Raw genomic sequence first — 13,653 nt, 5'->3', positions numbered from 1 at the left:
CTGCGTGGCAGCGCTCACCCGCGCCCGGGGCCGCCAGAACTGGAGAGCGCCCATGCTCGATAACGAGCCCCCAGTCAACCTGGGTGAACAGGGCGGTGAACGGGACGGAGCAGTCACGCCGCCCGGCGATACCGCCACAGGTACCACCCCGGCACGCCGCACGCGCGCCCCGCGCCGTAAAGCGGTGGCGCCCCCGCCCGAGACCGATACCGATACCACCCCGCCCGTCTCCGCCGAGGAGGTCGCGGGCGCCGAGCCGGCGCCCGCCCCGGTGAAGAAGGCCACCCGCAGTCGCCGCAAGGCGGCGGCCCCGGCAGCGGAGGCGCCGGAGGCGGTCGCCGAAGCCGGTCCGGTGGCCGAGGTCGCCGAGACCCCGCCGCCGGTGAAGAAGGCCACCCGCGCCCGCCGTAAGAAGGTCGAGCCGGTCGCCGAGCCGGAGCCGCCGGCCGAGGCCGTCGCCGTGCCCGAGCCGGTGGCCGAGGCCGCTCCCGCCGAGGCCCCGGCCCCGGCCGCGACCCCGGTGGAGCCGGTCGTGGCCGAGACGGCCGAGGACGAGGAGGAGGACGAGACCGCCGTTCCGGTGGTCGGTGTCCTCCCGCTCGACGACGACTTCGTCGAGGAACAGCCGGCCAAGCCCACCCGGGCCCGCCGTGCCGCGCTGCCCCCGGCCGTGCTCTTCATGCCGCCCGAGGCGACCGAGCCGGCGCCCGCGCCGGTGACCCGTCGCCGCCGTGGCACCGCCGAGCCGGTCGCTCCTGCCGTGCCCGCCGTCGCCGCCGAGCCCGCCGCCGAGGCGGTTCCGGCCGAGCCCGAGACCACGGCCCCGGCCACGCCGGAGCCCGTCGCGGAGGAGCCCGCCGAGGGCACCCGCCGCAGCCGCCGCCGTCGCCGGGGCGCCGCCGAGGAGCAGCCGGCCGAGGCCGTGGTGACCGAGGCCGAGCCCGCGCTGGAGGAGGCCGACGAGTCCGCCGACGACGTCGAGGACGGCGCCGACGACGAGAACGACGAGGACGAGCTCGGCGGCCGTCGCCGCCGTCGCCGCGGGCGCCGTGGCCGTGGCCGGGGCAAGGGCCCGTCCGACGAGGCCGACGACGCCGAGGGCGATGCCGAGGAGGGCGACGAGCCCGAGGACGGCGAGGCCGAGGCGTCCGCCGACGAGGAGACCGGCGAGGACGAGGAGGGCGACGGCGTCACCCGCCGGCGCCGCCGCCGTCGCCGCAAGGGCTCCAGCGGTGACGCCGACACCGGTGGCATCGAGGACGGCGTGCACACCGTGGTCCGGGTGCGCGAGCCCCGGCGTACCAGCGACGAGGTGCAGGGCGTCTCCGGCTCGACCCGGCTGGAGGCCAAGCGCCAGCGCCGCCGGGACGGCCGCGAGCAGCGCCGGACCCGCCCGCCGATCCTGAGCGAGTCGGAGTTCCTGGCCCGCCGCGAGGCGGTCGACCGGGTGATGGTCGTCCGGCAGAAGGCCGACCGGACCCAGATCGCCGTGCTCGAGGACGGCATCCTGGTCGAGCACTACGTGGCCCGGGCCACCTCCGGCACCATGGTCGGCAACGTCTACCTCGGCAAGGTGCAGAACGTGCTGCCGAGCATGGAGGCGGCCTTCGTCGACGTCGGGCGCGGCCGCAACGCGGTGCTCTACGCCGGCGAGGTGAACTGGGACGCGACCGGGCTGGAGGGCCGGGCCCGCTCGATCGAGCAGGCGCTGCGCTCCGGCGACTCGGTGCTGGTGCAGGTCACCAAGGACCCGATCGGCCACAAGGGCGCCCGGCTGACCAGCCACATCGCGCTCTCCGGCCGGCACCTGGTCTACGTGCCGAACGGCAACGCGTCCGGGATCAGCCGCAAGCTGCCGGACAACGAGCGCAAGCGGCTCCGGGACGTGCTGAAGAAGCTGGTGCCGGACGGCGCGGGCGTGATCGTGCGGACCGCGGCCGAGGGCGCCAGCGAGGACGAGCTGGCCCGCGACGTCAAGCGGCTGCAGGCGCAGTGGGAGGACATCCAGGCGAAGGCGGCCGAGGGCAACGCCCCGCGTGCCCTCTCCGAGGAGCCCGACCTGGTCATCCGGGTGGTGCGGGACCTCTTCAACGAGGACTTCCGCTCCCTGGTGGTGCAGGGCGAGCAGGCGTACGCCGCGGTGGAGGACTACCTCGACTCGGTCTCCCCGGACCTGGTCGAGCGGCTGCACCGGCACGTGGGCACCGCCGACGTCTTCGCCGAGCACCGGATCGACGAGCAGATCCTCAAGGGCCTGGACCGCAAGGTCTTCCTCCCGTCCGGCGGTCACCTGGTGATCGACCGAACCGAGGCGATGACCGTGGTCGACGTCAACACCGGTAAGTACACCGGCGCGGGCGGCAACCTGGAGGAGACGGTCACCCGCAACAACCTGGAGGCGGCCGAGGAGATCGTGCGCCAGCTGCGGCTGCGCGACCTCGGCGGCATCGTGGTGATCGACTTCATCGACATGGTGCTGGAGAGCAACCGCGACCTGGTGCTGCGGCGGCTCACCGAGTGCCTGGGCCGGGACCGGACCAAGCACCAGGTCACCGAGATCACCTCGCTCGGACTGGTGCAGATGACCCGGAAGCGGATCGGCGCCGGACTGCTCGAGGCGTTCAGCGAGACCTGCGACCACTGCAAGGGCCGCGGCCTGACGATCCACGCCGAGCCGGTTCCGGAGAAGCGGACCGGACAGAACGGCGGGGCGGTCACCCAGGTCAAGGCGGTGGCGGCGGCGGTGCGTACCGAGACCCCGGTGCAGCAGCAGCCGGCGGCGACCAGCAGCCGGTCGCGACGTCGCCGTGGCGGCGACAGCGCGCCGGCCGAGCCGGTGGCCGAGGTCCTCACCGAGCCGGTGACGCCCGCCGAGGTCGTGGTGGCGGAGGTCCCGGTCGCCGAGGAGGCCGCTCCGCCGGCGGAGGCCGCCAAGGCTCCGGCCGCCAAGGCCCCGGTCGCCGAGGTCCCGGTCGTGGCGGCTCCGGCCGCGGAGGTGGTGGCTCCGGTCGCCGGTTCCGGTGTCATCGGCTCCGGCGTGGTCCGGGCCGTGAAGCCCGCCGTGACGGTCTCGAACGCCGACGACGACTACGACATCAGCGGCTACGACCTGTCCCGGTACGAGACGTCCGAGAACAACGGCGCGGAGTACCCCGAGGCCGACGCGGAGCCGATGCGCCTGGCCGGCGTGGACGACCCGGACGCGGCCGAGGACGACGAGGACGACGACGGGGTCGGCGCGGGCACCGGCCGCCGCCGCTCCCGGCGCAGCAGCACCCGACGGCGTACCCGGCCGTAGATGTGAAGTGGGAGACCCGGCTCACCGAGCCGGGTCTCCCGGTAAGTCCGGTTTGCCGGGCGGGGCAGCAGTCCCGCACGGTGAGGAACAACCCCGTTTTTGGCGTCGGCACGCCGATGAAGTAGGCTTGCCAACGGCGCTTTTTCGGCGCCTGTTCCGTGCGCGCCTCTGGCGCCAGCCGGGATCCCAGCAGTATCCGCCAGCAGTCTTCCGGCTGCGTAAGTCTCAGGGAGTCCGCGTCGATGTACGCGATCGTCAAGACCGGCGGCAAGCAGTACAAGGTTGCCGAGGGCGACGTGATCGAGGTCGAGAAGCTCGTCGGTGCCCCCGGCGATGCCCTGACTCTCGCTGCCGTCCTCCTCGTCGACGGTGACAACCTGGTGACCGACGCGGCCAAGCTTGCCAACGTTACGGTGTCCGGCGAGATTGCCGAGCACACCAAGGGTCCGAAGATCCGGATCCACAAGTTCAAGAACAAGACCGGATACCACAAGCGCCAGGGGCACCGTCAGCCGCTGACCCGCGTCAAGGTGACCGGCATCTCCAGCGGGAAGTAGGCGCAGCCATGGCTCACAAAAAGGGTGCATCCAGCTCGCGTAACGGCCGTGACTCCGCCGCTCAGCGCCTCGGCGTCAAGCGTTTCGGTGGTCAGCTGGTCAGCGCCGGCGAGATCCTGATCCGTCAGCGCGGCACGAAGTTCCACCCGGGCGACCTGGTCGGCCGTGGCGGCGACGACACGCTGTTCGCGCTCTCCGCGGGCAACGTCCTGTTCGGCACCAAGCGCGGTCGCAAGACCGTCAGCATCGTGCCGGTCGCGGTCGCGGCGGAGTAACACTTCCGGACAGACTGCCGAAGCGGGCCGGGACCTCGACGAGGTCCACGGCCCGCTTCTGTTTTGAGAAAGACACCAGGCAAGAGGAGTTGAGCCGTGACCACGTTCGTCGACCGGGTCGTGCTGCACCTGCAGGCGGGTGACGGTGGCCACGGCTGTGCCTCCGTGCACCGGGAGAAGTTCAAGCCGCTCGGCGGGCCGGACGGCGGTGACGGCGGCCACGGCGGCAGCATCACGCTGGTCGTGGACCCGCAGCAGCACACCCTGCTGGACTTCCACTTCCACCCGCACGTCAAGGCGAACAACGGTGGCGGCGGCGCGGGTGCGAACCGGGACGGCGCGACCGGCAAGGGCCTGGTCCTCAAGGTGCCGGACGGTACCGTCGTGCAGACGCCGGAGGGCGAGGTCCTGGCCGACCTGGTCGGCATCGGCACGGAGTTCGAGGTGGCCCGCGGCGGCCGTGGCGGCCGGGGCAACCGGTCGCTGGCGAACGCCCGCCGCAAGGTGCCGGGCTTCGCCGAGCTCGGCGAGCCGGGCGACCGGCTGGACGTGGTGCTGGAGCTGAAGAGCGTCGCCGACGTCGGCCTGGTCGGCTTCCCGTCGGCCGGCAAGTCGTCGCTGATCTCGGTGCTCTCCGCGGCCAAGCCGAAGATCGCCGACTACCCGTTCACCACTCTGGTGCCGAACCTCGGCGTGGTGCAGGCCGGCGAGCAGACGTTCGTCATCGCTGACGTGCCCGGCCTGATCCCGGGCGCGGCCACCGGCAAGGGACTCGGCATGCAGTTCCTCCGGCACATCGAGCGGACCTCGGTACTGGTCCACGTGCTGGACGCGGCCACCCCGGAGATCGAGCGGGACCCGCTGGCCGACCTGGACGCGATCGAGGCCGAGCTGAGCGCGTACGGCGGGCTGGAGGACCGGCCCCGTCTCGTGGTGCTCAACAAGGTCGACATCCCGGACGGCCGGGACCTCGCCGAGATGGTCCGCCCCGATCTCGAGGCCCGCGGCTACCAGGTCTTCGAGGTGAGCGCGGTGACCCGGGAGGGTCTCAAGGAGTTCAACTACGCGCTGGCGAAGGCGGTCGCCGACTTCCGGGCGGCCAAGCCGGTGGTCGAGGCGACCCGGATCGTGCTGCGGCCGCGCGCCGTCGACGACACCGGCTTCACCATCGAGAAGGACGAGGAGGGCGTCTTCGTGATCCGCGGCGCCCAGGTGGAGCGCTGGATCAAGCAGACCAACTTCGACAACGACGAGGCGATCGGCTACCTCGGGGACCGGCTGGAGCGGCTCGGCGTCGAGGACAAGCTCGGCAAGCTGGGCGCCCAGGCCGGCGACCCGGTCCGGATCGGCACCCGCGAGTTCGACTGGCAGCCGAACGCCGGCGAGTACGTCTCCGGCCCGCGCGGCACTGACTCCCGCCTGGAGGAGCTGGACACCCGGCCCTCCGCGGCGCAGCGGCTCGCCGCCCGCAAGGCCCGCCGGGTCCGCTTCGAGGACCAGGTCACGCACATGGCCGCGGACGGCACGGTCTCCAGCATCGCCATGGCGAAGGCACCGGTCCTGATCACCGACGAGGACGACGAGGACGACGATGACGCGGACGACACCGGCGAATAGGGCATAGGTCAGTTCCGCGCAACCCGCCGGAAACGGTCATCACCTAGAGTCACGTCTGTGCTGATCGAAATCCGTCCCGCTCTCGACCCGGAACTGGCCGCCCTGATCACCGCTCAGCAGCGGGAGACGGCCGGCGCCGGTGCCGGTGCGGCGAAGATGTTCGAGCCGCACGATGACGTGGAGTATCTGATCGGCTTCGTGAACGGGCGGGCGGTCGCCTGCGGCGCGTGGCGGGCCCTGGAGGACGGGGCCGCCGAGATGCTGCGGATGTACGTCCGCCCCGCGTTCCGGGGCCGTGGCCTGGCCCGGCAGATGATCGTCGCCATCGAGGAGGAGGCGCTCGCCGCGGGCCGCCCGGTCATCCGTCTGGAGACCGGCCGGTCGTTGTCCGCGGCGATCGCCCTCTACCAGTCGTCGGGGTACCACCAGATCCCGGCGTTCGGCGAGTACGCCCGCAGCCGGTCCAGCGTCTGCTTCGAGAAGCGGATGCCCGCGCTGGTCCAGTAGGCCCTCAGCCCAGTAGGCCCAGGGCCGCCCGGGTCCGCCGTACCGTGGATGCCGCGGTGGGACGAACGGTGGCCGCGCCCCGCGCCAGGATCTCGCGGACGTGCGCCGGGTCCGCCGCCAGCTCGGCGTAGCGCGCCCTGATCGGCGCGAGCAGCGACTCGATCGCGTCGGTGACGTCCCGCTTCAGCGCGGCGTAGGACGTCGGATCGGAGGGCTCGCGACCGCCGCACGCGGCCAGGATGTCGATCAGGTTGGTGACGCCGGGCTGGTGCTCGGCATCCCGCCGGACCACGCCGACGGTGTCGGTGGCGGCCCGGGCGACGGCCTTCCGGATCACCTCGGGCGGGTCCAGCAGCCCGATGCGCCCGGCACCGCTCACCGTGCTCTTACCCATCTTGTGCTGCGGGTCGGCCAGATCCATGATCCGGGCACCGGCCTCCGGGCGGACCCCCTCGGGCACCGTGAAGGTCCGGCCGTAGCGGGCGTTGAACCGGGTGGCGAGCGTCCGGGCGAGCTCCAGGTGCTGGGTCTGGTCCTCGCCGACCGGTACCTCCGCGGTGTCGTAGAGCAGGATGTCCGCGGCCATCAGCACCGGATAGGTCAGCAGGCTGAGCCGGACCGTGCCGCCGGCCGCCGACTTCTCCTTGAACTGGATCATCCGGGCCGCCTCGCCGTGCACCGCCACGCACTCCAGCAGGTAGTGCAGCTCGGTGTGCTCGCGGATCTGGGACTGCACCACGATCGGGGTGCGCGCCGGGTCCACCCCGGCGGCCAGCATGATCGTCGCCTGTTCCAGCACGTAGGCGCGGAGCGCGGCCGGATCGTGCTCGACGGTCATCGCGTGCAGATCCACGATCATCGCGATCGAGTCGGTGGTCTCCTGCGCCGCGATCAACGGGCGCAGGGCGCCCAGCAGGTTGCCGAGGTGCAGGTGCCCGGTGGGCTGAAAACCGGTGAGGCGCCGGGTCCGGGTCAGGGTCGTCGTCACGGTGGGCTCCTTCTTGCGGTGCGGATTCTTGCGGTACGGATGACCACACCGGTCCCGAGAGCCTGCCCTGGAAACGCAGCACGACCGCCCGGAACTCGGGCGGCCGCGGAAAAACGCGTGCGTGGGAGTGCCGCCCCGTCAGGGGCGCCACCACTGGAGACCGAACGCGCGCATGAGCCGAGGCTAACAGACCCGGGTGCACGGAAAGCGCTCCCAGGCGGGCATGATTATCGTCATGCCGACCCTCACCCGTGCCGAGGCCGCCGACCGGGCGTCCACCGTCGACGTGCGGAAATACGACGTCGACCTGGATCTCACCGACCCCGGCGACACGTTCCGGTCCCGGACGACCGTGCGGTTCCGGGCCCGGCCCGGCGCGTCGACGTTCCTGGAGTTCGAGCCGGCCGTGATCGGGTCGATCACGCTGAACGGCGAGCCGGTGGGGCACACCGCGGTGGCCGGGTCACGGCTCGCGCTGACCGGGCTGGCCGAGGAGAACGAGCTGGTCGTGGACGCGACCATGCGGTATTCGAACAACGGCGAGGGCCTGCACCGGTACGTCGACCCGGCGGACGGCGGCGTCTACCTCTACCAGCACCTGTTCATCAACAACGGCGGGCGGGTGCTGCCCTGCTTCGACCAGCCCGACCTCAAGGCGTCCTTCCAGCTCGCGGTGACCGCGCCCGAGGAGTGGGTGGTCGCCACCAACGGGCGGCTGCTGCGCCGGGAGGGCGGGCGCTGGGAGTTCGGGCCGACCGAGCGGATCGCCACCTACCTCGCCTCGATGATCGCCGGGCCGTGGCACGTGCGCACCGACGAGCACGACGGCATCCCGCTGGCGCTCTACGCCCGGGCGGCGCTCGCCACCCAGCTGGACGCCGAGGCGCCGGAGATCTTCGAGATCACCAAGCAGTGCCTGGACCGGTTCCACGAGATGTTCGAGATCCGCTACCCGTTCGGCCACTACCAGCAGGCGTTCGCCCCGGAGTTCAACTTCGGCGCGATGGAGTACCCCGGCCTCGTGGTCTTCCAGGACGAGCTGATCCCCCGCTCGGCGGTGACCGAGAGTGAGCGGGAGCGCCGGGCCAACGTGATCGCCCACGAGATGGCGCACATGTGGTTCGGCGACCTGGTGACCATGGCCTGGTGGGACGACCTCTGGCTGAACGAGTCCTTCGCGGAGTACCTCGGCACCCGGGTCGCCGGGGAGGCCACCCAATACCGGAACACCTGGACCACCTTCGCGATGCACCGCAAGTCGTGGGGGCTCCGCGCCGACCAGCGGCCGTCCACCCACCCGGTCGCGCCCACCGCGGTGGTGGACACCGACGCGGCACTGCTCAACTTCGACGGGATCTCGTACGCCAAGGGCGCCGCCGTGCTCAAGCAGCTGGTCGCGTGGCTGGGCGACGACGCGTTCCGGGCCGGGCTGAACGAGCACTTCGCGGCGCACGCCTACGGCAACGCGACCCTGGCCGATCTGCTCGGCGCGCTCGCCAAGGCGAGCGGCCGGGACCTGACCGCCTGGGCCGAGGTCTGGCTGCGGCGGGCCCAGGTGAACACGCTCCGGCTCGACGTGGTGCGCGACGGGGACGTGTACGCCGAGGTGGCCGTGGTGCAGACCGCGCCGGACGGGTACGCCACGCTGCGGCCGCACCGGATCGGGATCGGGCTCTACGACCACACCGCGGGCGGCACGGTCGTCCGGCGGGAACTGCTGGAGGTCGAGGTGGAGGCGGCCGGGCGGACCGTGCTGCCCGAGCTGGCGGGGGTGCGCGCGGCGGACCTGCTGCTGCTCAACGACGGGGATCTCGCGTACGCGAAGATCCGGCTGGACGACGACTCGGCCGCCACCGTTCCGATGCTGCTGCCGCTGCTGGACGACTCGCTGGCCCGCGCGGTGATCTGGGCCTCGACCCTGGACGCGGTGGTGGACGGCGAGCGCCCGGTCGCCGAGCTGGTCACCCTGGTCCTCGCCGCGCTGCCGGTGGAGACCGAGGTGGTGATCATCGAGGATGTGCTGCGGATCACCCGGGGCCTGGTCGACCGGTACGCCACCCCGGAGACCCGCCCGGCCGCGCTGGATCTGGTCGCCCAGGCCACCGACCGGCTGCTCGCCGCCTCGCCGGCCGGCGGTTCCCGGCAGCTCGCCGCGGCCCGCGGGCTGATCGGCTCCTCGGTGGACACCACCCGGCTGCGCGGCTGGCTGGACGGCGCGGGTGTGCCGGCCGGCCTGGCGATCGACACCGACCTGCGCTGGCTGATCCTCTACCGGCTGGTCATCCTCGGCGCGGCGGACGCGGCGGCGATCGACGCGGAGCTGGCCGTCGACCGCAGCGCCGGCGGACAGCAGTGGGCGGCCCGCTGCCACGCCGCACTGCCCGAGCCCGCGGCCAAGGAGGCGGCCTGGACCGCCATCGTCGGGGACGCCACGCTCTCCAACCGGCTCACCCAGGTCACCGCGCTCGGCTTCTGGCATCCGGAGCAGCTCGCCCTGCTCATGCCGTACGTCGAGCGGTACTTCGCCCAGATGCCGGAGATGCTGCGGATCCGCAACGGGATGAGCGCGGAGAAGGTGGCCGTGGCGGCGTACCCGGAGGTGGCGGTCTCGGCGACGGCCCGGCGGCACGCCGCCGAGCTGCTGGCCCGCCCGGATCTGCACCCGCTGCTGCGCCGCGTGGTGCAGGACGCCGACGACGACATGCGGCGTGCCCTGCAGGCCCGTGGATGACCTGATTCGCCGGTTTTCCCCCGCTTAACCGCTTAGCCTGTGGGCTACGGGGGTGAATGCGTGGAATGGTCCGAGGAGTTGTCCGGTGGCCTGCTCAAGGCGGCGCCGGACGCGATCCTGGTCCTCGACGGCCTGCGCATCGTGCTGGCCAACGACCGGGCCGAGCAGGTGTACGGCTGGCCGAAGGCGGACCTGGTCGGCCAGTCCGTCGAGATCCTGCTCACCGACGACTCCCGGGCGCTGTTCCCGGAGCGCCGGCGGCTGATGGCGTCCGCCCCGCCGGGCTCGATCGGCACCGTGGTCACCACCGCCCGCCGCCGGGACGGCACCGAGTTCCCGGTGGAGTCCTCGACCACGGTGATCGAGACCCCGCAGGGCCGGCTCGCCGTCGCGGTGGTCCGGGACATCACCGACCGGCACCGCAGCGAGGAGGAGAAGGCCAAGCTGCGCGCCGAGGCCCAGCTGCACCGCAGCCAGCGTCTGGAGAGCCTGGGCCAGCTGGCCGGCGGGATCGCGCACGACTTCAACAACATGCTCGGCGTCATCCTGAACTACGCCAACTTCGTGATCGAGGAGGCGGAGACCCCGGGCGCCGACCTCAAGGCCATCGCCGACGACGCCCGTCAGGTGGTCAAGGCCGGCACCCGCGGCACCGACCTCACCCACCAGCTGCTCGCCTTCGCCCGCCGCGAGGTGGTCCGCCCCCAGCCGGTCGACCTGAACGCGCTGATCGAGCAGGCCAGGGGCACCCTGAAGACGACGCTCGGCGAGCCGGTCACGCTGATCACCCGGCTCGCGCCGGATCTGCCCTCGATCACCTGCGACCCGGCCCAGATCGAGCAGATGCTGGTCAAGCTCGCCTCCAACGCGCGCGACGCGATGCCGGACGGCGGGAACCTGGTGATCGACACCGGGCGGCTCGGCGACCGGGTCCGGCTGCGGATCAGCGACTCCGGCTGCGGGATGACCCCGGACGTGCTGGAGAGCGCGTTCGACCCGTTCTTCACCACCAAGCCGCGTGGCGAGGCGACCGGGCTCGGCCTGGCCACCGTGTACGGCATCGTCACCCAGGCCCGCGGCGAGGTCACCATCGCCAGCGAGCCGGGCCTGGGCACCACGGTCACCGTCCTGATCCCGGCCGGGGACGGTGTGGCGCCCGAACCGGTCGGCGAGGAGCCCGCCGCGGTCGGCGGGAACGGTGAGATCCTGCTCGTGGTCGACGACGAGGACGGGCTGCGCGACCTGACCGGCCGGATCCTCAGCGGGGCCGGGTACCGGGTGATGGTGGCCGAGGGCGGCCTCGAGGCCCTGGAGCTCGCCGCCCGGCACGAGGGGCAGATCGACCTGCTGGTCAGCGACGTGGTGATGCCCGGGATGCTGGGCAAGGAGCTGGCCGAGCGGCTGGTGGGGCTGCGCCCGAGCACGCGGGTGCTCTACATGTCCGGTTATGCCCAGCCGATCCTGGCCTCTCAGGGCACCCTGGAGCCCGGCGTGGCACTGCTGGAGAAACCGTTCACGGCGAGTGACCTGCTGGCCGCCGTACGCAAGCGTCTCGACGGCTGACTATTCTGCTCGGATGGCCAGGCGCGTAGGGATCATGGGTGGGACGTTCGACCCCATCCACCACGGACACCTGGTGGCGGCGAGCGAGGTGCAGGCCCGCTTCGGCCTGGACGAGGTGATGTTCGTGCCGACCGGGCAGCCGTACGAGAAGGGGAAGGTCTCGCCCGCCGAGGACCGCTACCTGATGACGGTGGTCGCCACCGCGTCGAATCCCCGGTTCCACGTCAGCCGGGCGGACATCGACCGGGACGGGCCCACGTACACCGTCGACACGCTGCGCGACATGCGCGCGGTCTACGGCCAGTCCGCCGAGCTCTTCTTCATCACCGGCGCCGACGCGCTCTCCCGGATCCTCTCCTGGAAGGACGCGCTGACCATGCTCGGCCTGGCGCACTTCATCGGGGTGACCCGGCCGGGCTTCGAGCTCTCCGGTGCTCACCTGCCCCCGGAGAGCGTCACGCTGGTCGAGGTGCCGGCCATGGCGATCTCGTCGAGCGACTGCCGTGCCCGCGTGGCGTCCGGCCTGCCGGTCTGGTATCTGGTGCCGGATGGTGTCGTGCAGTACATCAACAAGCGGGGGCTCTATTCGGACTCGGGGTTTGCCGGACCAGCGTGCGACACTGGGAGGACCTGAAACCCGAGCGAGGGGACTCTTTTGCCCGTCAATGAGCGCGCCCTGGAACTGGCGATGGCAGCCGCGCAGGCCGCCGCCGACAAGAAGGCGCAGGACATCTCCATCATCGACGTGGGCGACCAGCTCGCCATCACCGACGCGTTCGTGATCGCCTCGGCGTCCAACGAGCGCCAGGTGGTCGCGATCGTCGACGCCATCGAGGAAGCCCTGGTCGGGCTGCCGGAGAAGGCGAAGCCGGTGCGCCGCGAGGGCGAGCGGCAGGGCCGGTGGGTCCTGCTCGACTACATCGACATCGTCGTGCACGTCCAGCACTCCGAGGAGCGGGAGTTCTACGCCCTCGACAAGCTGTGGAAGGACTGCCCGACCATCCCGTTCGTCGACCGCGACATGGTCGACGCGGGTACGGCCGCCGACGCGCTGTGACGCGGCTGATCGTCTGGCGGCACGGCAACACGGACTGGAACGCGGGCAACCGGGTCCAGGGCCAGACCGACGTGCCGCTCAACGATCTCGGCCGCCGTCAGGCCGCCGAGGCCGCCGCTCTGCTGCTCCGGCTCCGGCCGGACGCGGTCGTCGCCAGCGACCTGAGCCGGGCCGCCGACACCGCCGCCGCGCTCGCCGGGCTCACCGGGCTGCCGGTGCGCTACGACGAGCGGCTGCGGGAGCGGTTCTTCGGCACCTGGCAGGGCCTGACCATGACCGAGGTCGCCGAGCGGCACCCCGCCGAGCACGCCCGCTGGACGGCCGGCGAGGACGTCGTCGGCAACGACGTGGAGACCCTGGACGACATGGGCAAACGCGTCTGCGACGCGCTGCTCGACGCGGCCGCGCTCACCCCGGGCGGGACGACCGTGGTCGCCACCCACGGCGCCGCGGCCCGGCAGGGGATCGGGCACCTGCTCGGCTGGCGGCGGGAGCAGTTGCGGACGCTGCGCGCCCTGCAGAACTGTCATTGGGTGGATCTCACGCACGACGACTCGCGCGGATGGCAGTTGGGGGCGTACAACGTGGGTGCGTTCGCCGAACGCCCGGTTCCCCCGGCGGTCTAGGGAACCGGCCCGTCCCCTGGAGCGTCCAAGGACCATGATCCGTCGCATTCTCGTCCCCGCTGCCCTGATCCTCACCATGTCCGCCTGCGCGAACGGCGGCACCGAGGCGAGCGCCCCGGCGGTCGGCAGCACGCCGTCCACCGAGTCGGCCATCGCCTCGTCCGCCGCCGGTGTGCCCTCGGCGCCCACCCGGGTCACCTCGACGGCCGGCTCGACCACGATCACCGGCACGGTGACCGAGGGCGTGGAGCCGAACTGCCTGCTGCTGCAGGACGCCGACGGCGTACACCTGCTGGTCTTCGGCGACGCGGCCCTGCGCGCCCAGGCCGTGGCGGGCACCAAGGTGAGCGTGGTCGGCAAGCCTCAGCCCGGCATGATGACGACGTGCCAGCAGGGTGAGCCGTTCGCGGTCTCCTCGGTCACGCCGGAGTGAC

The 13,653-nt window shown here is 72.3% G+C and carries 12 protein-coding genes; 11 read left to right on the top strand and 1 reads right to left on the bottom strand.

What is annotated here, in order from left to right; genetic code table 11:
- The first annotated feature begins 52 nt into the window (after window positions 1–52).
- The 5 genes from AB0M08_RS25045 (at window position 53) to AB0M08_RS25025 (ending at window position 6,254) form a co-directional block, all read left to right on the top strand.
- Complete coding sequence (locus AB0M08_RS25045) at window positions 53–3,298, top strand: Rne/Rng family ribonuclease (RefSeq protein ID WP_364497692.1); 3,246 nt, start codon at window positions 53–55, stop codon at window positions 3,296–3,298.
- Window positions 3,299–3,540: 242 nt separating this feature from the next.
- On the top strand, window positions 3,541–3,855 hold the full coding sequence (rplU, locus tag AB0M08_RS25040) for a 50S ribosomal protein L21 (RefSeq protein WP_364497690.1): 315 nt from the start codon (window positions 3,541–3,543) through the stop codon (window positions 3,853–3,855).
- An 8-nt stretch (window positions 3,856–3,863) separates the two neighbouring features.
- Window positions 3,864–4,130: a 50S ribosomal protein L27 gene (gene rpmA, locus AB0M08_RS25035; protein ID WP_364497687.1), complete on the top strand. Its 267-nt coding sequence runs from the start codon at window positions 3,864–3,866 to the stop codon at window positions 4,128–4,130.
- A 96-nt stretch (window positions 4,131–4,226) separates the two neighbouring features.
- Entirely contained in the window at window positions 4,227–5,747 is a 1,521-nt protein-coding gene (obgE, locus tag AB0M08_RS25030; protein ID WP_364497685.1) for a GTPase ObgE, read from the top strand.
- A gap of 57 nt (window positions 5,748–5,804) precedes the next feature.
- Window positions 5,805–6,254, top strand: coding sequence for a GNAT family N-acetyltransferase (locus tag AB0M08_RS25025; RefSeq protein ID WP_364497682.1), 450 nt, complete (start codon window positions 5,805–5,807; stop codon window positions 6,252–6,254).
- A 4-nt stretch (window positions 6,255–6,258) separates the two neighbouring features.
- Here AB0M08_RS25025 and trpS read toward each other — a convergent pair whose 3' ends face one another.
- On the bottom strand, window positions 6,259–7,242 hold the full coding sequence (gene trpS, locus AB0M08_RS25020; protein ID WP_364497679.1) for a tryptophan--tRNA ligase: 984 nt from the start codon (window positions 7,240–7,242) through the stop codon (window positions 6,259–6,261).
- A gap of 235 nt (window positions 7,243–7,477) precedes the next feature.
- Between trpS and pepN the strand changes: the two genes are divergently transcribed.
- The 6 genes from pepN to AB0M08_RS24990 are packed head-to-tail and all read left to right on the top strand — an operon-like array spanning window position 7,478 to window position 13,652.
- The gene (gene pepN / locus AB0M08_RS25015) at window positions 7,478–9,973 is read left to right on the top strand and encodes an aminopeptidase N (protein WP_364497676.1); all 2,496 of its coding nucleotides are present in this window, start codon (window positions 7,478–7,480) and stop codon (window positions 9,971–9,973) included.
- A 60-nt stretch (window positions 9,974–10,033) separates the two neighbouring features.
- Complete coding sequence (locus AB0M08_RS25010) at window positions 10,034–11,536, top strand: ATP-binding protein (RefSeq protein WP_364497673.1); 1,503 nt, start codon at window positions 10,034–10,036, stop codon at window positions 11,534–11,536.
- 13 nt (window positions 11,537–11,549) lie between these two features.
- Window positions 11,550–12,170, top strand: coding sequence for a nicotinate-nucleotide adenylyltransferase (gene nadD, locus AB0M08_RS25005; protein ID WP_364497670.1), 621 nt, complete (start codon window positions 11,550–11,552; stop codon window positions 12,168–12,170).
- A gap of 21 nt (window positions 12,171–12,191) precedes the next feature.
- Window positions 12,192–12,593, top strand: a complete 402-nt coding sequence (gene rsfS / locus AB0M08_RS25000; protein WP_364497667.1) for a ribosome silencing factor — start codon at window positions 12,192–12,194, stop codon at window positions 12,591–12,593.
- On the top strand, window positions 12,590–13,219 hold the full coding sequence (locus AB0M08_RS24995; protein ID WP_364497664.1) for a histidine phosphatase family protein: 630 nt from the start codon (window positions 12,590–12,592) through the stop codon (window positions 13,217–13,219). Before rsfS ends, AB0M08_RS24995 begins: the two co-directional genes overlap by 4 nt.
- A 34-nt stretch (window positions 13,220–13,253) precedes the next feature.
- On the top strand, window positions 13,254–13,652 hold the full coding sequence (locus AB0M08_RS24990) for a hypothetical protein (protein ID WP_364497661.1): 399 nt from the start codon (window positions 13,254–13,256) through the stop codon (window positions 13,650–13,652).
- Window position 13,653 lies beyond the last annotated feature (1 nt).

Origin of the sequence: Actinoplanes sp. NPDC051851 (assembly GCF_040681165.1) — a bacterium.
Taxonomy (GTDB): Bacteria; Actinomycetota; Actinomycetes; order Mycobacteriales; family Micromonosporaceae; genus Actinoplanes.
The sequence above is the reverse complement of the archived record's forward strand: the minus strand, read 5'-3'. Positions and strand labels throughout refer to the sequence as shown.

What these genes read in the sequence shown, in the direction of transcription:
- rplU (WP_364497690.1), top strand. Translation starts at nt 3,541, where the DNA reads ATGTACGCGATCGTCAAGACCGGCGGCAAGCAGTACAAGGTTGCCGAG.
- AB0M08_RS24990 (WP_364497661.1), top strand. Translation starts at nt 13,254, where the DNA reads ATGATCCGTCGCATTCTCGTCCCCGCTGCCCTGATCCTCACCATGTCC.
- AB0M08_RS25045 (WP_364497692.1), top strand. Translation starts at nt 53, where the DNA reads ATGCTCGATAACGAGCCCCCAGTCAACCTGGGTGAACAGGGCGGTGAA.
- rpmA (WP_364497687.1), top strand. Translation starts at nt 3,864, where the DNA reads ATGGCTCACAAAAAGGGTGCATCCAGCTCGCGTAACGGCCGTGACTCC.
- pepN (WP_364497676.1), top strand. Translation starts at nt 7,478, where the DNA reads ATGCCGACCCTCACCCGTGCCGAGGCCGCCGACCGGGCGTCCACCGTC.
- nadD (WP_364497670.1), top strand. Translation starts at nt 11,550, where the DNA reads ATGGCCAGGCGCGTAGGGATCATGGGTGGGACGTTCGACCCCATCCAC.